Source organism: Rhodoferax sp. P2_H8_2 (genome assembly GCF_056403235.1).
On the sequence record NZ_JBFUFW010000009.1, the window covers coordinates 128,703 to 154,750 of the forward strand.

The following is a 26,048-nucleotide window of genomic DNA, read 5'->3' on the forward strand; positions in this document are numbered from 1 at the left end:
AGCACCCGCCAAGAGCCATTCTTGAGCGCGTTTGGGCGTACCCGTAACCCATTCGGAGAACCCAGTGCTTTTGTCTCTCAAGGGAACCACCCCACCCGCCATCCTGGCGCTCGCAGACGGCACGGTCTATATCGGCAATTCCATTGGAGCTCCGGGCTCCACCGTCGGCGAGGTTGTGTTCAACACCTCCATGACCGGCTACCAGGAAATCCTCACGGATCCTAGCTATTGCCAGCAGATCGTCACGCTCACCTATCCCCACATCGGCAACTACGGCATCAACGCTGAAGACGTGGAGTCCAACAAGGTCCACGCCGCCGGCCTGATCATCAAGGACCTGCCGCTGGTTGCGTCCAACTTCCGATCCACGCAAACGCTGAGCGAATACCTGACTGCCGAAGGCACGGTGGCCATCGCCAACATCGACACCCGCCAATTGACCCGCCAACTGCGCACGCAGGGCGCGCAAAACGGTTGCATCCTGGCCCTGGCCGCCGGTGAAGCCGTGAGCAAGGAAGCGATTGCCAAGGCGGTTGCCGCTGCGCAAGGCGCACCTTCGATGTCCGGCCTTGATCTGGCCAAGGTTGTGTCATCGAGCGAGAGCTACGCTTGGACCGAATCTGAATGGGTGCTGGGCAAAGGCTACGGTCAGCAAACCGCACCTAAGTTCCACGTCGTTGCCTACGACTTCGGTGTGAAGAAAAACATCCTGCGCATGCTGGCCGAACGCGGTTGCAAGGTCACCGTGGTGCCTGCGCAAACCTCGGCTGCCGATGTGCTCAAGCTGAAACCCAACGGCATCTTCCTGTCGAATGGCCCGGGCGATCCGGAGCCTTGCGACTACGCGATCAAAGCCACGGCAGAACTGATCGAAACCGGAACGCCGACCTTCGGCATTTGCCTTGGCCACCAGATCATGGCGCTGGCCTCCGGCGCCAAGACCTTCAAGATGAAGTTTGGCCACCATGGCGCGAACCATCCGGTCAAAGACCTAGTCAACGGCCGCGTCTCCATCACCAGCCAGAACCATGGTTTTGCGGTGGACGAGAAGACACTGCCCGCCAACCTGCGTCCGACCCACATCAGCCTGTTCGACAACACGTTGCAGGGGCTGGAGCGCACCGACAAGCCTGCGTTCTGCTTCCAGGGCCACCCGGAAGCATCGCCCGGCCCGCACGACATTGGCTACCTGTTTGACCGTTTCATCAAGGAAATGGAACAGCGCGCATGAGCTTTTACGGCGTTACCGACATCTGGACGTACGCGATAGGCGCGTTGGGCATCATCTTGCTGCCCGGCCCCAACTCGTTGTTCGTGCTGTCGGTCGCCACCGCGCGCGGTGTCAAAGCGGGTTACCAGGGTGCGGTGGGTGTTTTTCTGGGTGACACCATTTTGCTGGTCTGCACCGCGTTGGGCGCAGCTGGCTTGCTACGCAGCAATCCGGCGTTGTTCATGGTTGTGAAATACGCTGGTGCTGCCTATCTGGCCTGGTTGGGTGTGAATCTGCTGTGGTCTGCGATCCAGAAATGGCGCAGCAATGATGCACCTGTTGCTGCCGTGGCCGAGACGCCCGCGCACTTGGCCCACCCGTTCAAGCGCGCGCTGGTGATCAGCCTGCTCAACCCGAAGGCGATCTTGTTTTTACTGTCGTTCTTTGTGCAGTTCATTGATCCGACCTACGAAACACCGGCCGTTCCGTTCCTGATTTTGAGCGCCATCGTGATGGCCTTCAGCGCGCTGTATCTGTCGGCACTGATATTTGCTGGCGCACGTCTGGCGCAGGCTTTCCGCGCACGCAAGCGCCTGTCGGCTGGTCTGTCCAGCAGTGTGGGTGCCCTGTTCATGTGGTTTGGAGCGAAGCTCGCCACCGCAAGTTTGAATTGAGATTAAGAAGAGTAGAGAAGTAGAAATGCCAAAACGTACCGATATAAAAAGCATCCTGATCATTGGCGCCGGCCCCATCATCATTGGCCAGGCCTGCGAGTTCGACTACTCCGGCGTGCAGGCCTGCAAGGCGCTGCGCGAAGAGGGCTACAAGGTCATCCTGATCAACAGCAACCCTGCGACGATCATGACGGACCCCGCGACTGCGGACGTCACCTACATCGAGCCCATCACCTGGCAGACGGTCGAGAAGATCATCGCCAAGGAAAGGCCTGATGCGATCCTGCCGACCATGGGCGGCCAGACCGCGTTGAACTGCGCGCTGGACCTGTGGCACAACGGTGTGCTGGACAAATACAAGGTCGAGCTGATTGGTGCTACGCCCGAAGCCATCGACAAGGCCGAAGACCGCCTGAAGTTCAAGGACGCAATGACCAAAATCGGCTTGGGCTCCGCCCGCTCCGGCATTGCGCACAGCATGGAAGAAGCCTGGGGCGTGCAAAAAACGCTGGGCTTCCCCACCGTCATTCGCCCCAGCTTCACGCTGGGCGGAACGGGCGGCGGCATCGCCTACAACGCCGAAGAATTCGAGACCATCTGCAAGCGCGGCCTGGAAGCTTCGCCGACCAACGAGCTGCTGATTGAAGAATCGCTGCTCGGCTGGAAAGAGTACGAGATGGAAGTGGTGCGCGACAAGGCGGACAACTGCATCATCGTTTGCTCGATCGAAAATCTGGACCCGATGGGTGTGCACACCGGCGACTCCATCACCGTGGCACCGGCGCAGACGCTGACCGACAAGGAATACCAAATCCTGCGTAATGCCTCGTTGGCAGTGCTGCGCGAAATCGGTGTGGACACCGGCGGCTCCAACGTGCAGTTCTCGATCAACCCGGTCGACGGCCGCATGGTCGTCATCGAGATGAACCCGCGCGTGTCCCGTTCTTCCGCACTGGCCTCCAAGGCGACCGGCTTCCCGATTGCCAAGGTAGCGGCCAAGCTGGCTGTCGGCTTCACGCTGGACGAACTGCGCAACGACATCACTGGTGGTGCAACGCCGGCATCGTTTGAGCCCTCTATCGACTACGTCGTTACCAAGATTCCGCGTTTCGCGTTCGAGAAATTCCCCGCAGCCGACAGCCGCCTGACCACACAGATGAAGTCTGTGGGTGAAGTGATGGCGATGGGCCGCACCTTCCAGGAGTCATTCCAGAAAGCCCTGCGCGGCCTTGAAGTCGGCGTGGACGGTATGAACGAGAAGACGCAAGACCGCGAAGTGCTGGAAAAAGAATTGGGCGAGCCCGGCCCCGAGCGCATCTGGTACGTGGGCGATGCGTTTGCCCAAGGCCTGAGCGTGGACGAAGTCTTTGCGCTGACCAAGATCGACCCATGGTTCCTGGTTCAGATCGAGCAGATCGTCAAACTGGAACTTGAAATCGAAAACCTGCCGCAGCCCGAGACCGGCAGTGCGCTGGACAACATCGATGCCGCCACGTTGCGCGCCCTGAAGCAAAAGGGCTTCTCGGACCGTCGACTTGCCAAGCAATTCCGCACCACGGACACTGCTGTGCGCAACAAGCGCCGTGCTCTCGGTGTGCGCCCGGTTTACAAGCGCGTGGACACCTGCGCCGCCGAGTTTTTCACGAATACCGCTTACCTGTATTCAACCTACGAAGCAGAAGGCTCCGAGTGCGAAGCCGCGCCCACCGACAAGAAAAAGATCATGGTGCTGGGCGGTGGCCCGAACCGCATTGGCCAGGGCATTGAGTTCGACTACTGCTGTGTGCACGCTGCGCTGGCGATGCGCGAAGACGGCTACGAGACCATCATGGTCAACTGCAACCCCGAGACTGTGTCCACCGACTATGACACGTCCGACCGTTTGTACTTCGAACCGCTGACGCTGGAAGACGTGCTGGAAATCGTCGACAAGGAAAAACCGGTTGGCGTGATCGTGCAATACGGCGGCCAGACGCCTTTGAAGCTCGCGCTGGACCTGGAAGCCAATGGCGTGCCCATCATCGGCACATCCCCCGACATGATCGACGCCGCCGAAGACCGCGAGCGTTTCCAGAAACTGTTGCATGAACTGAAGCTGCGCCAGCCGCCGAACGCCACAGCGCGTGCCGAACCGGAAGCGCTGGAGAAGGCTGCTGCACTGGGCTATCCGTTGGTCGTGCGCCCCAGCTACGTGCTGGGCGGACGCGCGATGGAAATTGTCCACGAGCAGCGCGATCTGGAGCGCTACATGCGCGAAGCGGTCAAGGTCAGCAACGATTCGCCGGTGCTACTGGACCGCTTTTTGAACGACGCGATTGAGTGCGATGTGGACTGCATCCGCGACTCCGCTGGCGTGACGTTTATCGGTGGCGTGATGGAACATATCGAACAAGCGGGCGTGCACAGCGGCGACTCCGCCTGTTCCCTGCCGCCATACAGCCTGTCCGAAGTGACCGTCACCGAAATCAAACGCCAGACTGCTGCCATGGCGCAAGCGCTGAATGTGGTGGGTCTGATGAACGTGCAGTTCGCGATTCAGACCGTCGAAGGTCAGGACGTGATCTATGTGCTGGAAGTGAACCCGCGCGCCAGCCGCACGGTGCCATTCGTTTCCAAGGCTACTGGCATTCAGCTGGCCAAGGTCGCAGCGCGCTGCATGGCCGGTCAGACGCTGGCCAGCCAGGGTATTGGCAAGGAAGTCACGCCGCCGTACTTCAGCGTCAAGGAAGCCGTGTTCCCGTTCGTCAAGTTCCCTGGCGTGGATACCATCCTCGGCCCTGAGATGAAATCTACCGGGGAAGTGATGGGCGTGGGCAAGACCTTCGGCGAAGCCTTCGTGAAGTCACAACTGGGCGCAGGCGCCAAGCTGCCGCGCTCGGGCAAGGCGTTTATCTCGGTCAAGCAAAACGACAAGCCACGCGCAGTGGAAGTCGCGCGCAAGCTGGTGGCGCAGGGCTTTGAATTGGTCGCAACCAAAGGCACAGCCGCAGTGATCTCTGCAGCGGGCATCCCTTGCGGCGTAGTCAACAAGGTGACCGAGGGCCGCCCCAACATCGTGGACTTGATCAAGAACGAGGAAATCGTCATGGTCATCAACACGGTGGAAGAGCGCCGCAACGCGATTGCCGACTCCCGCTACATCCGCACGTCCGCGCTGCTGGCCCGGGTCACGACGTACACCACCATCGCCGGCGCTGAAGCAGCGGTCGAGGGCATGAAGTACCTGGACCACCTGGACGTTATCTCTGTGCAGGAAATGCACGCGCAGCTGTCTGCATAATCCCCATCTTTTATAAAAACGACCATGGCAACCTATCCCATTACCAAGCGCGGCGCAGATTTGCTCAAGGCCGAGTTGCACAAACTCAAGACGGTGGAGCGTCCGGCAGTGATCGGCGCGATCTCGGAAGCCCGCGCGCAGGGCGACCTGAGTGAAAACGCCGACTACGACGCCGCCAAGGAACGCCAGGGCTTTATCGAGGGCCGTATCCAGGAAGTCGAAGGCAAGCTTTCCGCCGCCCAGGTAATTGATCCTTCCATCATCCAGGCCGACGGCCGCGTGGTGTTTGGTGCCACCGTGGAGCTGGAGGAAGAAGAATCCGGCCAGCGCGTGAAGTACCAGATCGTTGGCGAAGACGAAGCCGACCTGAAGCAGGGCCTCATCAACATCAGTTCACCGATTGCCCGCGCGTTGATCGGCAAGGAAGAGGGCGACACTGCAGTCGTTCTGGCCCCTGGCGGCGAAAAAGTCTACGAAGTCGTCGCAGTGCAGTACATCTGAGCGGGTGTCCAAATTGGTGTCTAGCGCGCTGCGCAGCTTGCCGTTGTGGGTTGCCGCAGCTTGGGCCATGAGCCTGACCACACTGGGCTTTTTCGTCGTGCCCATGCTGTTTATCCATCTTCCGGAAAAGGCGATGGCTGGCCAAATGGCAGCACACCTGTTCACGGTACAGACCGGAGTATCTACTGCCTGCGGCGTGGCCTTGCTTCTGCTTTTCAGATCAAAAGAGCCGCTAGCGCCCGTAGATACTGCACAAGCAGCTACACTTTTTGTAGTGGGTGGGGTGTTGCTGGCGTTGCTGTCCGAGTTTGCCGTCGCGCCACACATCGTCGCCCGCGACAACCTGGCGCTGTGGCACCGGGTCGGCAGCGGCATGTATCTGCTGCAATGGGTTTGCGCGTTAGTGGTCTTCTGGAAATTGACGGCAGCGGCAACCCAAAAAACCTGAACTCGCTATAAAGACCAAGGGCCGGGTGCCGCCTTTGCGTAACGCACAAGGCACCCGGCCCTTGGTCTTTGTAGCAGGCAACAACGCTGCCGAAAATACTCAGGTCTGGCTGCGCTTCTTCAAGCTGGTCTTTGGCTTCGGCTTGGCTCGCTTGATGTTGCCGCCCGGGGTCAGACGCTGGTTGCCCAGCACGCGCAGCGTCTTGATTTCGGGGCGCTGGCCGGGACGCTTGCTGTGTTTGATGATCTTCACATCGCGAGGTCCGGGCATGCGGTCTTCGTCAATGGTTTTTTCTTTTTCTGCCTTCGGGCGCCACAGCACCAGCAGCTTGCCGATGTGCTGGATAGGCGCAGCGTTCAGGTCGGCAGCCAGCGTCTGGAACATCAGTTCGCGGGCCGTGCGGTCATCCGAGAACACCCGGACCTTGATCAGGCCATGGGCGTTCAGCGCAGTGTCCACTTCTTTTTTGACGTTGACGGTGAGGCCATCGCCACCCACCATGACCACGGGGTCCAGGTGGTGGGCTTCGGATCGGTGTTCTTTGCGCTGGGCAGGAGTCAGTTGAATTTGGGGCATGTGGGTATTATCCGTGCAACGGTAACGGGGCGGTAGAGCCGCCCCCTCAGAAAGTAACGATGTCCATCATCAAAAAAAGCGGCACCAAGGTCAACAAGGCTTGGCTGCACGACCATATCAACGACCCCTACGTCAAATTGGCCACCCGGGAAGGGTATCGGGCGCGGGCGGCCTACAAGCTCAAGGAGATTGACGAAAACTTTGGTTTGATCAAGCCGGGCTATCTGGCGGTGGACCTGGGCTGCACGCCCGGGGCCTGGAGCCAATACCTGCGCCGGCGCATGTCGCCCCAGGGAGCGGCTACCGGTGCGCTCAATGGCACCATCATTGGGCTGGATCTGCTGCCGATGGACCCGATTGAGGGGGTGACCTTCATTCAGGGAGATTTTCAGGAGGCAGAGGTACTGGTCAAGCTGGAGGCCGCACTGGCGGGGCGCTTGGCCGATGTGGTGGTCTCCGATATGGCCCCGAATCTGTCGGGTATCTCCTCCGTGGACTCGGCGCGGGTTGAAAACCTGGTCGAACTGGCGATTGAATTTGCCCAGCAACACATGAAGCCGCAGGGCGCGCTGGTTGCAAAAGTTTTCCATGGCCCCAGCTATAACTCGGTGGTCAAGCGGTTCAAGGAGGCGTTTGTGGTCTTTAAACCCTACAAGCCCAAGGCTTCTCGCGACCGTTCGTCGGAAACCTTTCTGGTTGGGATTGGCCTCAAAAAGCAGGCATAGCGCCGCTTTGGCCTTGCAGCCCTTGTGGCTGAAAACATGAATATTGCGTTCCCCACGCCTTGAAAAGCCTAAAATGGCTCCCAACTGGGCGAGGTATGTCGCATTGCGCCCTTATTGGAGCTTGGCTTGAATAATCAGTGGTTTTCTAAAATTGCAGTCTGGTTGGTGATCGCTTTGGTGCTGTTCACCGTGTTCAAGCAATTTGATGCACGCGGAACATCCTCTGCGGGCGTCGTCGGCTATTCCGATTTCCTGGAAGAAGTCCGCAACAAACACATCAAGAGCGCAATCATCCAGGAAGGCCCGAGCGGTACAGAAGTTTCCGCCGTCACTACGGATGACCGCAAGATCAAGACCACCGCAACCTATCTGGACCGCGGCCTGGTGGGTGATCTGATCAACAACAACGTCAAGTTTGACGTCAAACCCCGCGAAGAAGGCTCCCTGTTGATGACCCTGTTGGTCAGCTGGGGCCCGATGCTGCTGCTGATTGGCGTCTGGATTTACTTCATGCGCCAGATGCAGGGCGGCGGCAAGGGCGGCGCGTTCAGCTTCGGCAAGAGCAAGGCCCGCCTGTTGGACGAGAACACCAATCCAGTGACCTTTGCCGACGTGGCCGGTTGCGATGAAGCCAAAGAAGAAGTCAAGGAAGTCGTCGACTTCCTGAAAGACCCTGCCAAGTTCCAGAAGCTGGGCGGCCGCATTCCTCGTGGTTTGCTGCTGGTTGGCCCTCCAGGCACCGGCAAGACATTGCTGGCCAAATCGATTGCTGGCGAAGCCAAAGTACCTTTCTTCAGCATTTCCGGTTCTGACTTCGTCGAAATGTTTGTCGGCGTAGGCGCATCCCGCGTGCGCGACATGTTCGACAACGCCAAGAAAAATGCGCCTTGCATCATCTTCATCGATGAAATCGATGCCGTTGGTCGCCAGCGTGGCGCTGGCCTGGGCGGTGGCAATGACGAACGCGAACAAACCCTGAACCAGATGCTGGTTGAGATGGACGGCTTTGAGACCAATGTCGGCGTGATCGTGGTCGCTGCGACCAACCGCCCTGACATTCTGGATGCAGCGTTGCTGCGCCCCGGCCGCTTTGACCGCCAAGTCTATGTGACGCTGCCCGATATCAAGGGCCGTGAGCAGATCCTGAATGTGCACATGCGCAAGGTGCCTTTGGGCCAGGACGTGAACCCCAGCATCATTGCCCGTGGCACGCCCGGCATGAGCGGTGCTGATCTGGCCAACCTGTGCAATGAAGCCGCCTTGATGGCCGCGCGTCGTAACGCCCGTGTGGTCGAGATGCGCGACTTCGAGAAGGCCAAGGACAAGATTTACATGGGCCCTGAGCGCGTGTCCATGGTGATGACCGACGACGAAAAACGCGCTACGGCGTACCACGAGTCCGGACACGCCATCGTTGCTGAAATCCTGCCTGACACGGATCCGGTGCACAAGGTCACCGTCATGCCGCGCGGCCGCGCGTTGGGCGTGACCTGGCAACTGCCAGAGCGTGACCGCCTGAGCCGCTATCGCGAGCAGATGCTGGCCGAAATCAGCATCCTGTTTGGTGGCCGTGTGGCGGAAGACAAGTTCGTCAAGAAGATTTCTACCGGCGCGTCTAACGACTACGAACGCGCCACGCGTATTGCACGTGATATGGTGACCCGCTATGGCATGAGCGAGGTGTTGGGCCCGATGGTGTATGCAGAAAACGAGAGCGAAGTATTTCTCGGACGCAGCGTTACTCAGACCCACAACATTGCTGGTGCCACCATGCTTAAGGTGGATCAGGAAATCCGCCGCATTCTCGACGAGCAGTACGCCATCGCCGAAAAGGTGTTGACCGAGCATGCCGACAAGGTTGAAATGATGACCAAGGCTTTGATGGAATGGGAAACCATTGGCCGCGAGCAGGTCGAAGACATCATGGCCGGCAGGGAGCCGCGTCCACCCAAGGACTGGACCCCGCGCACGCCCAACTCGGGCGGTGGCGATGGCGGCACGCCTGCTGTGGCTGCCGATCCTGCACCAACAGCAGCCTGATCCGCAAAGACCGCATCTGGCGGTAGATCGATAAAACGGGGCCTTGGCCCCGTTTTGCTTTTGGGAGCGGCTTTGCAGCACTGATAATGGCCGCCATGTACTGGCAAACCACCCGCTACCAACTCGATTTGCAACGCCCGCACGTGATGGGCATTGTCAATGTCACGCCCGACTCTTTTTCTGATGGTGGGCAATACGCCGCGCCGGGCGCGGCATTGCGTCACTGCGAGCAACTGCTCAAAGATGGTGCCGACATTCTGGACATTGGTGGCGAGTCTTCTCGCCCTGGCGCCGAGCCATTGCCGCTGGTCGAAGAGCTGGAGCGCGTGCTGCCGGTTCTGCGCCATGCGGTCACGCTGGGTGTGCCTGTTTCCATAGATACCTACAAGCCGCAATTGATGCAGGTCGCACTCGATATGGGTGTGGACATCATCAACGACATCTGGGCATTGCGTCAGGGTGATGCGATGCAGGTGGTCGGTCAGCACCCCAACTGTGGCGTGTGTCTGATGCACATGCACCGGGACCCGCAAAGCATGCAGCTCGAACCCATGCAAGGCGATGCAGTCGCTGAGGTGCTATCGTTTTTAGAGCGGTCTACGCAGTCTCTGCGCGCGCTAGGGGTCGATTCGACGCGTATTTGTATTGACCCCGGCATTGGTTTTGGCAAGACGGTAGCGCAGAACTTCGCGCTCTTGGCGCAGCAGGACAAACTGCTGGCATTGGGCTATCCCCTGCTGGCAGGCTGGTCGCGCAAGTCGTCGCTGGCGGCGGTGACACAGACCTCGCTGTCGCAGGTGGCGAGCATGGATATCCAGGACCGCATGGTGCCCAGCGTGGCCGCTGCGGTGCTCTCGGTGGAGCGCGGTGCGCGGGTCGTGCGTGTACATGACGTCAAGGAAACAGTGCAGGCGCTGAAGGTGCTGGCTGCCGTGCAGCAGAACAAAAACGAGGACAAGGTATGACGAGACAATATTTCGGAACCGATGGCATTCGCGGCACCGTGGGCCAGGCGCCCATCACACCAGACTTTGTGTTGCGCCTCGCGCATGCCGTAGGCCAGGTGCTCAAAAAGACAGAGGCGCGCCCGACAGTGCTGATCGGCAAGGACACACGCATCTCCGGCTACATGCTCGAAAGCGCGCTGGAGAGTGGTTTCAATTCTGCGGGTGTCGATGTGGTGTTGCTAGGGCCGTTGCCCACACCTGGCGTGGCTTATCTGACGCGTGCGCAGCGCGCGTCGCTGGGTGTGGTTATCAGCGCCAGCCACAATCCGTTTGCCGACAACGGCATCAAGTTTTTCAGCGCACAAGGCACCAAGTTGCCGGACGCGTGGGAGTTGGATGTAGAGGCCGCACTGAAGCTGGCGCCGGTGTGGGCAGAGTCTGCCAACCTGGGCCGTTCGCGCCGCCTGGACGATGCAGCAGGGCGCTACATCGAGTTTTGCAAGAGCACGTTTGCCAATGATCTGACACTCAAGGGCATCAAGATCGCGGTCGATGCGGCGCATGGCGCCGCATACCACATTGCACCCAAGGTGTTCCACGAGTTGGGCGCCGAAGTGATAGCGATTGGTTGTGCGCCCGATGGCTTAAACATCAACAAGGATGTCGGCGCAACACACCCCGCCGCGCTAGTGCAAGCGGTGAAAGAACACAAAGCCGATTTCGGTGTGGCGCTGGATGGTGACGCCGACCGGCTGCAACTGGTGGATGCCGAAGGCCGCCTGTACAACGGCGATGAGCTGCTGTATCTGATGGCCGATGACCGACTGGGCCGCGATGAAAATGTACCGGGTGTGGTGGGCACGCTGATGACCAATATGGCGGTGGAAGTTGCGCTCAAGAAGCGCGGTGTGCAGTTTGTGCGTGCCAAAGTGGGCGACCGCTATGTGCTCGAAGAGCTGGACAAGAACAAATGGATTTTGGGTGGCGAGGGTTCCGGGCATTTGCTGGCGCTGGACAAACACACGACCGGGGATGGGCTGATTTCCGCGCTGCAGGTGCTGCAGGCCTGCGTGCGCAGCGGTCGCAGCATGGCGGAGCTGTTGAAGGATGTGACGCTGTTCCCGCAGACGCTGATCAACGTGCGGCTGGCGCCGGGGCAGGACTGGAAGTCCAATGCACGCATGGCTGCAGAAACCAAGACGGTTGAAGCGGAGCTGGGTGACACCGGACGGGTATTGATCCGCGCCAGCGGCACTGAGCCCTTGGTGCGTGTGATGGTGGAAGCGCGCGATGCCGCCGTGGCCCAGCGCAGCGCCGAACGCATTGCCGAGACGCTAAAGGTATGAGCGCGGACGCTATTCGCGTGGTGCAGGCCGACTATGCCAACCCCAGCCACGCGCAGGCGCTGGTGGCGATGCTGGATGCCTATGCCCTTGATCCTATGGGTGGTGGTCATGCGTTGACTGACTTCGCGCGCGACAACCTGGTGGCCTCTCTAGCAGCCCGACCGCAGGCCTTCAGCATCCTGGCGTTTGATGGTGTCGACGACAACACGCCCGTTGGCCTGGTCAATTGCATAGAAGGCTTCTCGACGTTTGCCTGCAAGCCGCTGGTTAATGTGCACGATCTGGCGGTGAAGGATGGTTATCGCGGCCAGCGTATCGGTGAGCGCATGCTGGTACTGGCCGAAACACTGGCGCGCGCCCGCGGTGCCTGCAAGATCACGCTGGAAGTGTTGGAGGGCAACGCCAACGCTATCCGTTTGTACACACGCTGCGGCTTTGCCAACTACCAATTGGGCGATGCGATGGGCAATGCCCAATTTCTGCAAAAGTGGCTGGACTAAGGCCCCCACGCTCCACCGCTGCGCGGGTCGCTGATCAGGCCTAGCCAGAGGCTAAGGCTCTTCAGGCTGTCCAAAGCCACGTAGGTGGCTTTTGAGCCGCAGCCTTCAGCCCCAAGGGGGCTAACCCGCCTTGGGGCGGCCCGGCGGCGGGTTGCCCCTTTTTTCAGAAAAATCCGGATTTATTTGGGGTACAGCGGGAACTTTTTCCCGTTGCCGTTGCAATACAAGGGAGGGCAGTCGAACATTGCGACTGCCACACCCTTACCAATTAATCCTTCATGTCCTTTTTTGGCACCCACTGGAGTTTGAGTCGCACTGTTGATGCAGTCGGGCTGTGGACGCGCGCTGTCGGTGGCGATGCTGCGGCGCTGGATGCGCTGTACCGCCAGGAGTCCGGTCCGGTCTATCGGTATGCGCTCGCCGTGTGTGGCAACGAGTCATGGGCGGCCGACGCCTTGCAGGACGCCTTTCTGGCTCTGCTGCACCAGCCACAGAACTTTGACGCCGCGAGGGGCTCGCTAGGTGCGTACCTGTGCGGCATGGCGCGCCACCACTTGCTTGCGACGCGCCGTGACCGTCTGCATACCGCGCAAGTCATCGATGCCGATGACGAAACCCAGGTCGAAGACGACTGGGCCCCGGACCCACAAGACCAACTGCTGCGTCTGCAGTCCTTGCAATCCCTGCATGAAGCGCTGTCTGCGCTGCCTTGGGCCCAGCGCGAGGCGCTGGTGCTGGTGGATCTGCAGGAGCGCGATTACGCGCAGGCCGCTGCCATCGCGGGCATTCCTGTGAACACCTTGCGCACCCGCTTGTTGCGCGGCCGTCGCCGCCTGCATGAGGTGCTTTGTACATCCTCTTCCACTCAGGGCACCGCCCGCAGCCGGAGAATCGCATGACACTCGTTGAAACCCTTCCCAGTCCCGAGCCATGCTATGCCAGCCACGTGTCTGGCGCACTGGCGGATGCACGCAATCACCTGAACGCGTGCGAACCTCCTCCTCGTGTGCATGCAGCGTTGCTGCGTTCCCTGAACTTGCCGCGTGCCGCGCTTACACCCGAGCGCACCGGCTTTTGGCAATCCGCTTCCCAGTGGTTAGTGCGTCAACGCTGGCCGGCGGCAGTGGTTGCGTTGCTCGCGGTGTTGGTGGTCGCCAGCGTGCTGGAGGTTCCGTTTGGCGTGGCACCCATTGCTGCTGATATTGAGGACAGCTATGGCGATGGCTTTGTACCGGTGGGCAACACCGCAGCGCTGTCGACCGGCTCCACGGCCTGGCTGGTGCGTACCGAAATGTCACGCCAGCAATTGATTACCTTGGGTCTGCCGTTTGACCCTGCGCGTGCCGCCGAGCGCGTGCCCGCTGAAGTTTTGTTGCGCCCCAACGGAGAGTTGTTGGCGGTGCGCTTGGTTCGTTAATTCTTTCGCTCATTTTTTGCCAGGAGACCATCATGAAAAATTCATTGTCAGTATTGGCCGCTGCAGCGGTATCGCTGTGCGGCGCCTCTGTTGCGCTGTCTGCGCAAGCCCAGGAGCGCGTGGTAGTGGCGCCTGAGGTGCGCGTGGAACTGCTGGCGCAAGCGCCCACGGCGAAGCCCCTTGCCATGCAGCGCGAAGTCCGCATCGTCACGCCGGGCGAAAGTTTGCAAAGCAGCCGCGTGGTCAAGGGCGCTCCGTATTGCGCAGACGCCGTTCATGAGACCACGCAGTGGCTGGTGGACCCGTCCAGCGGCACGCCCAACAAGATAGTGCGCAAGAACAGCACACGCATGTGCCGTGATAGCGAAGGCCGCACGCGCCAGGAGATCGATGGCGCAGGCCACAAGCAGGTGTTTCTGCGTGACCCCGTCGCCAAGGAAAGCTGGATGCTGGACCCGGAACGCAAGACGGCTATTCGTCTGGGCGCGATAGCGCCCGCAGCCCCCGGCGGGCAGCCTGGCGATAGCGCGGCTTGGCGCGAATATGGTGAGCGCATGCGCGATTGGGCGAAAGATCTCTCCAGCCGCGTGCGCCATGAAATGATGAGTGTGCCTGCCGTGCCGCCCGAACCGCCAGCGCCTGCGGTTCCTGCGGCACCGGCAGCACCCGCTGCTCCCATGGCGCCGCCCGCTCCGCCAGCACCCCCAGCGCCGCCCGCATTCATTGCCGACGGCACACCTTCTCCGGTCTATGTCACACGCAATGAAACTGTGTCTCCCGACGGTAAACGCCGTGAGGTGGAGGTGCATGTGATTCGTCGCGGGCCTGGCGATGCGACTCTGCCGCCACTGGCCGATATGGCGCCCCCCGGAGAAGTGGCGATTCGCGCCGAGCGCATGGCGCCACGTGGTGCCGGTGTGATGACATCCATTCCCGCCAAAGACATCGAAGGCGTCAAGGCCAACGGCGAGCGCACCACCTGGACGATTGAGGCCGGCAAGATTGGCAACGAGAAAGCCATTGTGCAAACCCGCGAAGTCTGGACATCGCCTGAGTTGATGTTGACCGTTTACAGCCGCGACGTGGACCCTCGCAGCGGCGAGACGGTCTACCGGCTAAGCAACCTCAAGCGCGGCGAGCCGGATGCAGCACAGTTCAAGGTGCCAGCAGGTTATGAAATCACCGAACCCAGCATGGCGCCGCGTGGTTTGAAGATCCTCAAGCAGAAGGCACCGGCGCCAGCGCCTTCCCCGGCTCCTGCAGCTACAGGAAAAGGCTAGTTGAAACTGTTGGCGCTACAGGGAGATTTGTATGAAATCGGCCTGTAGTGCCCGTAGAATGTGCGTAAGCAGCTATGTATTTGGTAGCAACTTCGTTTTGCAAGGAACGGACCAAACGGCTTCCGCTCGTCCCGCAATGCCCGCTCTACGGGAACACAATTCGCAAAGTAGTGGCTCAGCCTATTGCGCAATGGGCTTCAGCTTTAGGCTGTTTGCGGACTTGGAGCGTGCTCCAAAGCAGTCGCTCGAACCTAACGCTCCAGTTGGACTTAACTTGTCAATGCGTGTCGGTATCGAACGACCTGTTTGATCGCATTTACTTCACTTTTGGTCAATCGGATTCCGCCTCGTAGAAGGAAAAACCTAGGCCTGCGCTTCTACGTACGCAGCCTTCAACGGAACTAGATTCGACAACTGTGAGAAGAGGCTCCTCAGTGCCTGTGAAATGGCTCATTAGACTCAAGCCTTGCCACTCGCGAACGATGTGGGCTTTTGCCTTCGACTCTGCCTCAAGCCTTGACGAAGCAGTAACGAAGCGAGTGGTGTAGAAGCCGACACATTTCTCCTTGGTGTTCTGTAGGGGTAACTCAAAGCCACCGCCTTCAACCATCACGCGGTACATACTTAGTTTGCCGATAGCCACAACTGGCAACCTAAACCAGCGAAGAAATCGCAAGAATGCGCCGACCAGTCCACCAACCCCGATTGTCGATATAGACGCGCTGTCTCCTCTAGTCCCGTGCTCAATCACGTCGATTCCAATTCAACCGATCCGTCCCCGTTCGGCAAACGAAAGAATACCGTTGCATTTGGTTTTGTTGCGCTTGTCATGGTTTCAAAAGATTGCTGTATGTCCGCTTCCGCTGCGTTGCGGTTATTGACGAACGGCAGCCAATATCCACGAAAAAGAAACAATGGACCCGGCGATGCCTAAGACAGACACTACCAAATACGCCATTCGATATGCAATCGGATTCTCATTCTTGGTGAGAGAACCGCCATTTCTAAGTGGCATGTCTTCTTCTGAAATATACATTGCCGTGAGCGCACACAAATAGGAAACACTCACGAGCCCACCGGCTAAGACAATAAACATTCTGGATTGGAAGATGGCAGCAATGACTGAACTGACGATGGCGGAGATCACCAGTGCTGCACTGCTATGCATCCATCTTCGCCTGACGAGTTGTCGTTCCATTTTGCTATTGGTATTGAATCAGGCGATCATCTTCCAGCCAAACATGAGTACCGATCGATGTCTGCTTCCGCTGCAAAGTGGAATCCGCAGGTTCAATTCTCATTTCGCAGTAGCCCAAGTTAGAAATGTGGATATGAGTTCCGTCAAATTGTGGACCCCACCGTAACCCAAGAACTTGCCACCCTCCACTTTGCAAAGTATCCAATCGATATCTTGCCCGTTATCTCCTCGCTGAATAATGCCAAAGGGCTTTTCAAAAACATCGGTGTCAATCAAATCTATTTCCAGAGACCAGCCCGGATTGTCTAGCGTCTGAAGACTCAAACCGTAAGAGTGCTCCCAGTCACCATCACACTGGGATGCGTACCAGGATTGCAAGAGTTTCAATTCATTCATGTCAAATGGGTGGGTTCTGTGGGCGTCCGCTTTCGCTGTAAAACAGAAATCCGCTGTATGCGCAAACCGTACTTTCTGTTAGGCGGGGAATTTCGCAGTGAATGCTTTCTTCGACTGGGAATCAAATCCTGCGCTCTCATAAAAGTGATGTGTGGCTTCATCTTTCCGACCAGTCATCAACATCACTTTGTAGCAGCGTTGGGACCAAGCAAATTCCAAAGCTTTAGCTAGCAATGCCTTTCCATAGCCCCGGCCCCTGTGCTTCGAATGGGTCACCACGTTCTCAATTAATCCGTACGGCCGCGCCCCACGCGTTAGGTTTGGAATAACCATGATGGTGCAGCTTGAAACTAACTCCCCTGCGACAAAGCCTCCGAGATAGCGGCAGCGCGGATTTGCAAGCACTTCCGCCCAAATTTCAGCTAGCTGTTCATGGCCAGGCGATGGATCGTCAGCGATATGCAGGTGTGTATAGAGACGCATTAATGCATCAAGGTCTTCAGTCCGAAGTGAAAGGATCTCCATATCTCAAATATAGGCTGTTGGACAGTCTCTGTGGTTGACCGCTATCGCTGCGAAGGAGTCATGCTCCCGCTGAGTTTATAGCCGCGGACGATGCTAGCTTGATGGTGACGGGTTAAAACCGTCCAGCTTCCGGTTCGCTTCGTGACCAGTCCGCAGACTTGGCGTTTCAGTGTGCGTTTGGGTGGATAGCAAAGCGGTTGGCGAGTTGCGTGCCGCACCAGGCACCCAGGCATTGCGCGAGCACAAAGTTCAGCGCGCTGGATGGCGCAATGCCAGCAAAGCTGTCACTGAACATGCGGCCCAACACGGCGGCCGGGTTGGCAAACGATGTGCTGGCGGTGAACCAGTAGGCGGCGCCGATATAGCAGGCGACCAGTGCGCTGGCTTTGCCTGCGGGCGCGCGCAAGATGACAAACAGCAATCCGGCCGTAGCCACTGCTTCGGCCAGCAACTGGCCCCAACCGCCACGCAAATGTTGGCTCGCGTGCAGTAGCGGTAACTCGAACATGGCGTTGGCCAGCGCCGCACCAGCAATGGCACCGAGCAACTGAGATGCTATTAAAAGAGTAGCTGGCCACGCACGTTCTGCGGGCTCCGCAGGCTTTTTTGACCACATAACCAGAGTGACCAGTGGATTGAAATGTGCGCCACTGATAGGCCCGAGAGTTTCAATCAGCACGTACAGTGCGAACACTGTGGCCAGCGTGTTTGCCAATAGCGCGACACCGTCGTTCCCACCGCTGATGCGCTGAGCCATGATGCCGGAACCTATGACCGCGCATAGCAGTGCAGCCGTGCCAACGAACTCCGCCAGCAGGCGGGTTTTCAAGGGAACCGCACTCATGTGTTCGCCAAGTCTTTGGCAGTTTGTTGAATACGCATCACGTCCAGCCTGTCTGCGGGCAGGTTGACCAGCCGGTCCAGGCGGCGGCGGATCGCGTGCAACGTGTGTTGGAAAGCCGCAGCCTTCTCTGAATCCGTTCCATCACCCGCAGACGGGTCGGCGTAACCCCAGTGCGCAGTCGCGGGTTTGCCGGGCCAGTAGGGGCAGACTTCGCCCGCCGCGTTGTCGCAGACGGTAATGATCAAGTCCATCTGCTGCGCGTCGGGCAATGCGAACTCATCCCAGCTTTTGCTGCGCAGGCCGTCGGTAGAAATGCCTGCTGCTTGAAGGGTTTGCAAACCAATTGGATTGGGTTGCTGGTTGTCACGCGGGCTGCTGCCGGCCGAATGGCCGACAAAGCGGCCACCGCCGATGTGGTTGAGCGTGGCTTCGGCCAGGATGCTGCGCGCAGAGTTGTGCGTGCACAAGAAAAGAACATGGATGGGCTGGAATGGCATGGCTTTTAAAGCTTTGGGAGTTAACAGCAGGCAGACGCCTTTGCTACAGATTTGGTAGCTGGTTGTGCACAGCAGGCGGGCGCTACAGCCATTTTTTCCTTGGATTCGTTGAACATCGGAATGTTCTCCAGCGTGTGGAACTGCTCCCACGCGACGCCTTGCGGGTCGGTCAGCCAATACTTGTCGCTACGGGCATAGCAGCAGGTGGTTTCGCCTTCATCGAGCAGCGCCATGTCGGCGCGCGTGGCGTTGGCTTTCAGTGATTCCAGCGCTTCGGTGGATTCGACCTGGATACCCAGATGGTCCACACCCAGTGTGCCGCCACGGTTGGAGATGGCGAAGTTCACTGGTGGGTCTTGCAGCATCCACTTTGCGTAATCGCCTTCCTGGCGGGTAGGCTGCTGGTTGAACAGCGCAGAGTAGAAGGCAATGTTTTTGTTCAGGTCTTCAACATGAACGTGTACATGAAAGCGGTTCATCAAAGGCTCCTTGGGTGGGTTGGGAAAAGTTTCTTCAGCAACTGCGGCAGCCGGTACCTGCAGAGTCGCTGACTTCGCAGGACTGGCCTTCGCAGCAGTGTTCGGTGAGGTAGGCGAGCAGGGCGTTCATCTGGCTGAAGTCGGCGCGGTAAATCAGGTTCCGCCCGCGCTGCTCGGCGTCCACCAGACCGGAGTGCGACAGCTCCTTCAGGTGGAAGGACAGCGCGCTGGGTGAGGACTCGAGTTGTTGCGCTAGCACGCCAGGCGTCAAGCCTTCCGGCCCGGCGACGACCAGTGCCTTGAAGGCACGCAGGCGCTGGGTCTGGGCCAGTGCGGTGAGGGCTTTGACGGCGCTCACCTCATCAAAAACATCAGTTGCTGTATTCATATTTCAATAATACTTGAAATATTAAATTGTTGCAATTGACGCTTGCATTACTACGTTGGTCAGCGCGCCGGGCGGTAGTGGTCAGTGGTCCGCTGAACGCTGCTCTTCTCGGTCCGGCAGCACGCCAAGCCAAAGCGCAACGGAATACACATTTCCAAACGACTTCCATGAAATTTCTGTGACGTGGCGAGCGAACCACTGCACGCATTGAAGTGTCAAAACACTGAAACATTCGAAACCTAAAGTTCGCGTCGTCCGAATGCGATCAACGCAACGGCGTAACCCAACACGAAAGTTTCAGCAATGACATCCCTCTTCCGCAAGACCACCCTCACACTGGCCATGGCCGCAGCTCTGCTGCCAGTTGCATCCTTTGCGCAAACCACTACTCCCGTGCCTGGCGTGACCTTGTATGGCACCTTGGAAATGGCACTGGAATCGAATAGCGATGGCACGACCAACCGCACCGCGCTGCAAAACTTCTCATCCAACTTCGGTATCAAGGGCGAGCGCCAAGTCAGCGGTGATCTGTCCGGCATTTTCCAGATTGAAACCGGTATTGCGCCTGATGACACATCGCAGAGCAAGACGCTGGCCAACCGCAACAGCTTCATTGGTCTGCGCAGCAATGCGATGGGTACGCTGATCATCGGTACCAATGACATGCCCTTGAAGGACCTGAAGGGCACGACCAAGATCATGCTGGGTGAAGGCGAAGCGATGGAGACGATCATTCACGGCCGCGGTACATCCCAGTCCGTGGGCTCCGCCGTGTTCGGACAAGTACACACCCGCAAGACCAACCTGGTGGAGTACATCAGCCCCAAGTTCAGCAATTTCGTTGCCAAGTTTGCGTACTCTCCCGATGAAGTGGCTCCTGCTGCAGCCGGTGCGGTTCCCGCGTACAGCCAGCCGATGACCGGCGGCTCTGTGGAATACAACGATGGCATGTGGAATGCCGGCCTGGCCTTCCAGTCGCAAGACAACTACATCAAGCCCACAGCCACCACGTCCGGCCAAGCACTGCAGGCGACCAAGCTGACGCTGGGCGCGCAAATGGGCGACTGGAAAGCTGGACTGGCATTCAGCACCATCGACAACAACGCAGGCAAGAAGACCAACAACTGGATGATCTCCGGCGCGTACGCGATGGGCCCGATTGTCTTCAAGGGCAACTACGGCGCATCCAGCGAATCCGCCAGCGGCGCAGCCGATGACCTGACGCTGGCCGGTCTGGAAGTGGATTACTTGCTGGACAAGTCCATCACGCTGTATGGCGCGTACTCGCAAATCACCAACAGCAAAAACGCCAAGGGCTTCTACACCCAGTCGGACAATTTCCCTGCACCGGCTGCTGGCAAGAACCCGACTGCGTTCAACCTGGGTGTCCAGTTCAAGTTCTAAGTTCATAGGGTTGATGCCGCGTGAGCGGCAATCCGCAAACACCCGCCTTCAAACCGTGGGTGTTTCTTTTTGGGCTGTCACTAAATCTTCATGCCATTGCCATGAACAGGTCACGCGCGCCACTCAGAATTCCTGTCAATCGAATGCAGGAGTGCAGTGTGAAGCGGGAATACAAAAAGTTGTTTGAGCAGGTGCAGCAGTTGCTCCAGAAGGTGGGAGCGGCTGGCCTGCAGGCGCAGGGGCTGCAGTTCAGTCCCATCGACAACAACCCGCGCCACGGCCGGGTTTCGCTGGGACACGTGGGTACGGTGGAGGTGGTTCAACGGTTTGGGCAATGGTGGGTGATGCCACAACGCAGTTAGCCATTTTCTTTTGCCCCGTTTCCCCGGGGCTTTTTTTTGATTGAAACAAAGACAAACGTGAATGAGGAGAGCACCATGATGAAAGCAGAGATGATTTCTTTGGAGTCTGCTGGCAATGATCTGACGCCACGCCATGCGCCGGCTGTCGCGCCCGTCAGTGCGCCGGGCACCCTGCAAGGTATGGAGGTGTTCTGGGCGCGGCACCAGGACGAAGTGCGGGCCGCACAGCGGTTGCGCTATGACGTATTCGCCGGCGAAATGGGTGCGCGGCTGACTACGCCCATTGCCGGCCACGATATGGATCTCTTTGACAACTACTGCGAGCATCTGCTGGTGCGGGTGCAGGAGACCGGCCAGGTCATCGGCACCTACCGCGTGCTGACCCCGGTGCAGGCCAAACGGGTCGGTAGCACCTACAGCGATACCGAGTTTGATCTGACCCGTTTGCGCGCGATGCGTGAGCGTATGGTGGAACTGGGCCGCAGTTGTGTGCATGCGGACCACCGACATGGCGCTGTGATCATGGCGCTGTGGCGCGCGTTGGGTGAGTTCATGACACGCAACCAGCTCGACACGATGATTGGTTGCGCCAGCATTCCGATGCTGCACAACGGCATGGTCAGCGGGGACCTGGCGGCCAGTATCTGGCGCAAGGTGCAGGTCGACCACATGGCGCCCATTGAGTACCACGTGCGCCCACGGCTGCCGCTGCCGATCGAGCAGCTCGACTCCTCGCTGGATGTAGAGCCACCGGCGCTGATCAAAGGCTATTTGCGTATGGGTGCCAAGGTTTTGGGCGCACCGGCCTGGGACCCGGATTTCAATTCAGCGGACCTGCCGATGCTGATCCGGATTGCAGATCTGCCGTCGCGTTACCGCAAGCACTTTCTGGGGGCATGATGCGCGCCGCCTTCGAAGCCATGGCTGCTAACTCCCCTGTGATGGGCAGTGGGGCCCAGACCGACCATGACGAGGACAGTGGCGGCAAGCGCTTTCGTGCGGTGTTCATTTCTGACATCCATCTGGGAACTGCCGGATGCCAGGCAGACGCGCTATTGGATTTTTTGAAGTACCACCCTAGCGACTACCTCTATTTGGTGGGCGACATCGTGGACGGCTGGCAGTTGCGTCGCCGCTGGTACTGGCCGCAGGCGCACAACGACGTGGTGCAAAAGCTGCTGCGCCGTGCGCGCAAGGGTTGCCGAGTGACCTTCATTCCCGGCAACCACGACGAATTTGCGCGTGCCTTTGTGGGGCACCAGTTTGGCGGCATTGAAGTGCACGAAGACACAACGCACACCACCGCGGATGGTCGGACCCTGTGGGTTACGCATGGCGATTACTTTGATGGCGTGATCCAGTGCGCCAAGTGGCTGGCCTACCTGGGCGACAACGCCTATGAGTTCACGCTGAAGCTCAACCGCCATCTGAACTATCTGCGCGGCCGTTTGGGCCTGCCGTACTGGTCGCTGTCGGCGTACCTGAAGCACAAGGTGAAGATGGCGCTGAACTACGTGACCGATTTTGAAGTCGCGGTGGCCAACGAAGCGCGCAGCCGCGGCCACCATGGCGTGGTGTGTGGCCATATTCATCGTGCAGAAATGCGGGAGATCGACGGTGTCTTGTATTGCAACGACGGTGACTGGGTCGAGAGCCGCACGGCGCTGGTGGAGCACATGGATGGCCGCCTGGAGTTGGTGACCTGGCCCGGCAGCGACGGGCCAGCGCAGGCCAGTCCGCAGAAGCTTGTGGCAACCCAATGGCAGGAGGCAACTGTATGAAGCTCGCTTTGATTACCGATGCCTGGCAGCCCCAAGTCAATGGCGTGGTGACCACGCTGGTGGAGCTGGTGCGCGAGATGGAGCAACTCGGGCACAACGTGGTGGTGATCCACCCCGGTTTGTTCACGACGCGTCCTTGCCCGGGCTATGACGGTATTGACCTTGCGGTTCGCCCGGCCAAGCGGCTGCGGCAGATACTGCAGGAAGCCGCACCGGATGCGATTCATGTGGCCACCGAAGGCCCGCTCGGCTGGGCTGCGCGCAGCTATTGCAAAAAACACAAATTGGCGTTCACCACCGCATTCCATACCCGCTTCCCTGAAATCCTGAAGGCCGCGCTGAGGGTGCCTTTGTGGATGGGCTATGCGCTGTTTCGCCACTTTCACAGCGCTTCCAGTGGCGTGCTGGTGCCGACGCCCAGCGTGCAGCGCATGCTGGATGCACGCGGCTTTCGCAATCTGCGCACCTGGACGCATGGTGTGGACATGCAGTTGTTTACCTATGTAGACCAACCGCAGCGCTTTGAAGCGTTGGGGCGACTGGCCCGTCCAGTGTCGCTGTTTGTCGGGCGTGTGTCTTATGAGAAGAATATTGACGCATTCCTGAAGCTGGATGTGCCGGGTACCAAGGTGGTGTGCGGGGTTGGACCGCTGGAAGAGTCATTGAAGGCGCAATACCCACAGGTGCGCTGGCTGGGGCTGTTGCCACGCGACGAGCTGGCCAAGGTCTATGCGGCGGCCGATGTGTTTGTGATGCCAAGCCGATCCGAAACCTTTGGCCTGGTCATGCTGGAGGCGATGGCTTGCGGTACGCCGGTGGCGGCGTATCCTGTGGAGGGGCCGTTGGAGGTGGTGGGTACGCCTGCGAAGGGTGGGGTGCTGAGTGAGGATCTGGCCGCTGCCTGGTACAAGGCGCTGGCGATACCCCGGCACGAAGCCAGGGCCCGTGCGCTGGATTTCAGTTGGGCGCATGCCTCCCGTCTGTTCATCAGCCATTTGGTGCCCGCTACGGCAAAAACGGGGGATGACCGGGCTTGGGCGCGGCAGGTGACTGTCACAGAACTGTCATCCAAGAGTTAAATAATTTCTTCATTGTTTTGTCACAGACAGGTTGCCCCGCATGTTGCCTTTTCTTCGTAAACCCAAAGCGGCACCGTCTGTCGCGGGCTCTCCAGAGTTACTGGACCGCGACCACAGCATCCTGGCATTCAATGAACGGGTATTGAGCTGGGCTATCCGGGATGACGCGCCGCTGCTGGAAAGGCTGCGTTTTTTGTGCATCGTCTCCAGCAACCTGGATGAGTTCTTTGAGGTGCGCGCCGAGCCGCATTTGACGGCCCACCAGAACAATGACCGCAAGGGCCCTTATTCGGTCGCCACGTTTGACCGCCTGAGTGAATCGCTGCACACGCTGGTGGCAAGCCAATACGCTCTGTATAACGAAAAGCTGATGCCCGCTTTTGAGAAGCAAGGCATACGCATAGTCTCCCACGGCGACCGCAACGCCGCACAGCGCGCCTGGGCCAAGCAATATTTCGACCGCGAAGTCAAGCCGTTGCTGATTCCGGTCGGTCTGGACCCTTCGCACCCGTTCCCACAGGTGGCCAACAAGTCGCTGAACTTCATTGTGCGCCTGGGCGGCAAGGACGCGTTTGGTCGCGAGAACGAGATCGCTATCGTCAAGGTACCGCGCGTGTTGCCGCGCCTGATCCGCATACCTGCCAAGGTGGCTGGTTCCAAGGTGTTGCTTGTGTCGCTGTCCAGCATCATCCGGGCGCATCTGCAAGAACTTTTTGTCGGGCGCACCGTAAGCCAGTTTTCGCAGTTCCGCGTCACGCGCCATTCGGATTTGGCAGTGGACGAAGACGACGTCAAAAACCTGCGCACGGCGCTGCGCCAGGGCCTGGTACACAGGCATTACGGTCAGGCGGTTCGGCTGGAAGTGTCGGCTGGGTGCTCCGACTTTTTGGCCGACTTTTTGCTCCAGCAATTTGACTTGCCGCAGAAGTCGCTGTTTCGCGTTCCGGGTCCAGTGAATCTGGTGCGACTCACACAACTGATTGATCTGGTCGATCGGCCGGACCTGTGTTTCCCTCCGCACAAGGCGGTGTATCCGCTGCAATTGGCCGCAGGGGTGCCGATTTTTGAGCAGCTGCAACACCACGATGTGGTGATCCACCAGCCGTTTGAAAGCTTTGACGGTGTGTTGAGTTTCTTGCGCGCGGCGGTGCATGACCCGCAGGTGCTGGCCATCAAGCAAACCATTTACCGCACGGGTGCAGATTCGGAGCTGATGGACTTGTTGCGCGAAGCCGTGCGCCGCGGGAAGGAAGTCACCGTGGTGGTGGAACTCAAGGCACGCTTCGACGAAGAGGCCAACATCAACTGGGCCGAAATGCTGGAGTCGATTGGTGCGCAAGTTGTGTACGGCGTGGTGGGGCTCAAGACCCATGCCAAGATGATGCTGGTCACACGTCGCGAAGGCAAATCGCTGAAGCGTTATGGGCATTTGTCTACCGGTAACTACAACCCGCGCACAGCGCGCCTGTACACCGACATCAGCCATATCACTGCAGATACCGCGCTGACCACCGACATGGAGCATGTGTTCGTTCACCTGGCCAGCCAAAGCAAGTTACCGCGTCTCTCCAAGCTGTGGATGGCGCCGTTTTATCTGCACAAGAACCTGCTCGCACGCATCGAGTCGGTGGGGCGCACGGCTGCAGCCGGCAAAGACGCGCGCATTGTTCTGAAGATGAATGCGCTGACCGATGAAGACCTGATCCACGCCTTGATCAAGGCGGGCGCACAGGGCGCCAAGATTGATCTGATCGTGCGCGGCGCTTGCATGCTTCCGGCGCAGGTGCCGGGCTATACCGACAACATCCGCGTGCGCTCGGTGATTGGCCGGTTTCTGGAGCACTCCCGCGTGTTCTATTTCCGCGAGGCGGGTGAGGAATCGCTGTACCTCTCCAGCGCCGACTGGATGAACCGCAACATGGTGCGCCGCGTGGAGCTGGCCTGGCCGGTGACAGATCCTGTGCAGCGGCAGCGCATTGTGGACGAATGTTTGGTGGCGTACCTGCATGACAACGTGGACGCATGGGAACTGGGGCAAGACGGCAAATACACGCTGTGCCGTCCCGCAGGCGATGGCAAGACCATGGGCGTACAGGCTGCGCTGATGGCGCGCTACAGCAGTCCATCCCAGGGCCAGCGCGGAGATTGAGG

At 59.1% G+C, this 26,048-nt stretch carries 27 protein-coding genes; 19 read left to right on the top strand and 8 right to left on the bottom strand.

Going from position 1 to position 26,048, the window contains the following annotated elements; translation table 11 throughout:
- The first annotated feature begins 64 nt into the window (after positions 1–64).
- From carA to AC1DV6_RS15575, 5 genes are read left to right on the top strand one after another with little or no spacing between them, the layout of a single operon-like run.
- Entirely contained in the window at positions 65–1,231 is a 1,167-nt protein-coding gene (gene carA, locus AC1DV6_RS15555) for a glutamine-hydrolyzing carbamoyl-phosphate synthase small subunit (RefSeq protein WP_477978954.1), read from the top strand.
- Positions 1,228–1,884 (top strand): leucine efflux protein LeuE, encoded by a 657-nt coding sequence (gene leuE / locus AC1DV6_RS15560; RefSeq protein WP_477978956.1) that lies wholly within the window; start codon positions 1,228–1,230, stop codon positions 1,882–1,884. Before carA ends, leuE begins: the two co-directional genes overlap by 4 nt.
- 25 nt (positions 1,885–1,909) lie before the next feature.
- The gene (gene carB, locus AC1DV6_RS15565) at positions 1,910–5,164 is read left to right on the top strand and encodes a carbamoyl-phosphate synthase large subunit (RefSeq protein WP_477978958.1); all 3,255 of its coding nucleotides are present in this window, start codon (positions 1,910–1,912) and stop codon (positions 5,162–5,164) included.
- Positions 5,165–5,188: 24 nt separating this feature from the next.
- Positions 5,189–5,665 (top strand): transcription elongation factor GreA, encoded by a 477-nt coding sequence (gene greA, locus AC1DV6_RS15570; protein WP_477978960.1) that lies wholly within the window; start codon positions 5,189–5,191, stop codon positions 5,663–5,665.
- A 16-nt stretch (positions 5,666–5,681) separates the two neighbouring features.
- Positions 5,682–6,113 (top strand): DUF4149 domain-containing protein, encoded by a 432-nt coding sequence (locus AC1DV6_RS15575; RefSeq protein WP_477978962.1) that lies wholly within the window; start codon positions 5,682–5,684, stop codon positions 6,111–6,113.
- A gap of 99 nt (positions 6,114–6,212) precedes the next feature.
- Here AC1DV6_RS15575 and AC1DV6_RS15580 read toward each other — a convergent pair whose 3' ends face one another.
- A complete protein-coding gene (locus tag AC1DV6_RS15580) occupies positions 6,213–6,689 on the bottom strand; it encodes a YhbY family RNA-binding protein (protein WP_477978964.1) in 477 nt (158 codons plus the stop codon).
- 59 nt (positions 6,690–6,748) lie between these two features.
- Between AC1DV6_RS15580 and AC1DV6_RS15585 the strand changes: the two genes are divergently transcribed.
- The 8 genes from AC1DV6_RS15585 (at position 6,749) to AC1DV6_RS15620 (ending at position 14,944) form a co-directional block, all read left to right on the top strand.
- Entirely contained in the window at positions 6,749–7,414 is a 666-nt protein-coding gene (locus tag AC1DV6_RS15585; RefSeq protein ID WP_477978966.1) for an RlmE family RNA methyltransferase, read from the top strand.
- 126 nt (positions 7,415–7,540) lie between these two features.
- On the top strand, positions 7,541–9,454 hold the full coding sequence (gene ftsH / locus AC1DV6_RS15590; RefSeq protein ID WP_477978968.1) for an ATP-dependent zinc metalloprotease FtsH: 1,914 nt from the start codon (positions 7,541–7,543) through the stop codon (positions 9,452–9,454).
- Positions 9,455–9,549: 95 nt separating this feature from the next.
- The gene (gene folP, locus AC1DV6_RS15595; RefSeq protein ID WP_477978970.1) at positions 9,550–10,419 is read left to right on the top strand and encodes a dihydropteroate synthase; all 870 of its coding nucleotides are present in this window, start codon (positions 9,550–9,552) and stop codon (positions 10,417–10,419) included.
- Positions 10,416–11,747 (top strand): phosphoglucosamine mutase, encoded by a 1,332-nt coding sequence (glmM, locus tag AC1DV6_RS15600; protein WP_477978972.1) that lies wholly within the window; start codon positions 10,416–10,418, stop codon positions 11,745–11,747. Before folP ends, glmM begins: the two co-directional genes overlap by 4 nt.
- Entirely contained in the window at positions 11,744–12,247 is a 504-nt protein-coding gene (locus tag AC1DV6_RS15605) for a GNAT family N-acetyltransferase (protein ID WP_477978974.1), read from the top strand. The genes glmM and AC1DV6_RS15605 overlap by 4 nt, the downstream gene beginning before the upstream one ends.
- A 278-nt stretch (positions 12,248–12,525) precedes the next feature.
- Complete coding sequence (locus tag AC1DV6_RS15610; protein WP_477978976.1) at positions 12,526–13,146, top strand: RNA polymerase sigma factor; 621 nt, start codon at positions 12,526–12,528, stop codon at positions 13,144–13,146.
- Positions 13,143–13,664: a hypothetical protein gene (locus AC1DV6_RS15615; protein WP_477978978.1), complete on the top strand. Its 522-nt coding sequence runs from the start codon at positions 13,143–13,145 to the stop codon at positions 13,662–13,664. The genes AC1DV6_RS15610 and AC1DV6_RS15615 overlap by 4 nt, the downstream gene beginning before the upstream one ends.
- Positions 13,665–13,696: 32 nt before the next feature.
- Positions 13,697–14,944, top strand: a complete 1,248-nt coding sequence (locus AC1DV6_RS15620; RefSeq protein ID WP_477978980.1) for a hypothetical protein — start codon at positions 13,697–13,699, stop codon at positions 14,942–14,944.
- 874 nt (positions 14,945–15,818) lie between these two features.
- Here AC1DV6_RS15620 and AC1DV6_RS15625 read toward each other — a convergent pair.
- The 7 genes from AC1DV6_RS15625 to AC1DV6_RS15655 form a co-directional block, all read right to left on the bottom strand.
- Positions 15,819–16,142 carry a hypothetical protein gene (locus AC1DV6_RS15625; protein ID WP_477978982.1) on the bottom strand — a complete coding sequence of 108 codons (324 nt, stop codon included), beginning with the start codon at positions 16,140–16,142 and terminating at the stop codon, positions 15,819–15,821.
- A gap of 99 nt (positions 16,143–16,241) precedes the next feature.
- The gene (locus AC1DV6_RS15630; protein ID WP_477978984.1) at positions 16,242–16,538 is read right to left on the bottom strand and encodes an immunity 53 family protein; all 297 of its coding nucleotides are present in this window, start codon (positions 16,536–16,538) and stop codon (positions 16,242–16,244) included.
- Positions 16,539–16,616: 78 nt separating this feature from the next.
- The gene (locus AC1DV6_RS15635; RefSeq protein ID WP_477978985.1) at positions 16,617–17,063 is read right to left on the bottom strand and encodes a GNAT family N-acetyltransferase; all 447 of its coding nucleotides are present in this window, start codon (positions 17,061–17,063) and stop codon (positions 16,617–16,619) included.
- A 166-nt stretch (positions 17,064–17,229) separates the two neighbouring features.
- A complete protein-coding gene (locus tag AC1DV6_RS15640; protein WP_477978987.1) occupies positions 17,230–17,907 on the bottom strand; it encodes an aquaporin in 678 nt (225 codons plus the stop codon).
- Positions 17,904–18,404: an arsenate reductase ArsC gene (locus AC1DV6_RS15645; RefSeq protein ID WP_477978989.1), complete on the bottom strand. Its 501-nt coding sequence runs from the start codon at positions 18,402–18,404 to the stop codon at positions 17,904–17,906. The genes AC1DV6_RS15640 and AC1DV6_RS15645 overlap by 4 nt, the downstream gene beginning before the upstream one ends.
- A 20-nt stretch (positions 18,405–18,424) precedes the next feature.
- Entirely contained in the window at positions 18,425–18,883 is a 459-nt protein-coding gene (locus AC1DV6_RS15650) for an ArsI/CadI family heavy metal resistance metalloenzyme (protein WP_477978991.1), read from the bottom strand.
- Positions 18,884–18,917: 34 nt separating this feature from the next.
- Positions 18,918–19,271, bottom strand: a complete 354-nt coding sequence (locus AC1DV6_RS15655) for an ArsR/SmtB family transcription factor (protein ID WP_477978993.1) — start codon at positions 19,269–19,271, stop codon at positions 18,918–18,920.
- Positions 19,272–19,574: 303 nt separating this feature from the next.
- Here AC1DV6_RS15655 and AC1DV6_RS15660 point away from each other — a divergent pair, with 303 nt between their 5' ends.
- From AC1DV6_RS15660 to ppk1, 6 genes are all read left to right on the top strand, one after another.
- The gene (locus AC1DV6_RS15660; protein WP_477978995.1) at positions 19,575–20,675 is read left to right on the top strand and encodes a porin; all 1,101 of its coding nucleotides are present in this window, start codon (positions 19,575–19,577) and stop codon (positions 20,673–20,675) included.
- 158 nt (positions 20,676–20,833) lie between these two features.
- Complete coding sequence (locus AC1DV6_RS15665; RefSeq protein WP_477978997.1) at positions 20,834–21,037, top strand: hypothetical protein; 204 nt, start codon at positions 20,834–20,836, stop codon at positions 21,035–21,037.
- Between the two features lie 75 nt (positions 21,038–21,112).
- Entirely contained in the window at positions 21,113–21,937 is an 825-nt protein-coding gene (locus AC1DV6_RS15670; protein WP_477978999.1) for a GNAT family N-acetyltransferase, read from the top strand.
- 41 nt (positions 21,938–21,978) lie between these two features.
- The gene (locus tag AC1DV6_RS15675) at positions 21,979–22,818 is read left to right on the top strand and encodes a UDP-2,3-diacylglucosamine diphosphatase (protein ID WP_477979074.1); all 840 of its coding nucleotides are present in this window, start codon (positions 21,979–21,981) and stop codon (positions 22,816–22,818) included.
- A complete protein-coding gene (locus AC1DV6_RS15680) occupies positions 22,815–23,897 on the top strand; it encodes a glycosyltransferase family 4 protein (protein ID WP_477979001.1) in 1,083 nt (360 codons plus the stop codon). The genes AC1DV6_RS15675 and AC1DV6_RS15680 overlap by 4 nt, the downstream gene beginning before the upstream one ends.
- A gap of 40 nt (positions 23,898–23,937) precedes the next feature.
- Positions 23,938–26,046: a polyphosphate kinase 1 gene (ppk1, locus tag AC1DV6_RS15685; protein WP_477979003.1), complete on the top strand. Its 2,109-nt coding sequence runs from the start codon at positions 23,938–23,940 to the stop codon at positions 26,044–26,046.
- The last annotated feature ends 2 nt before the right edge of the window (positions 26,047–26,048 follow it).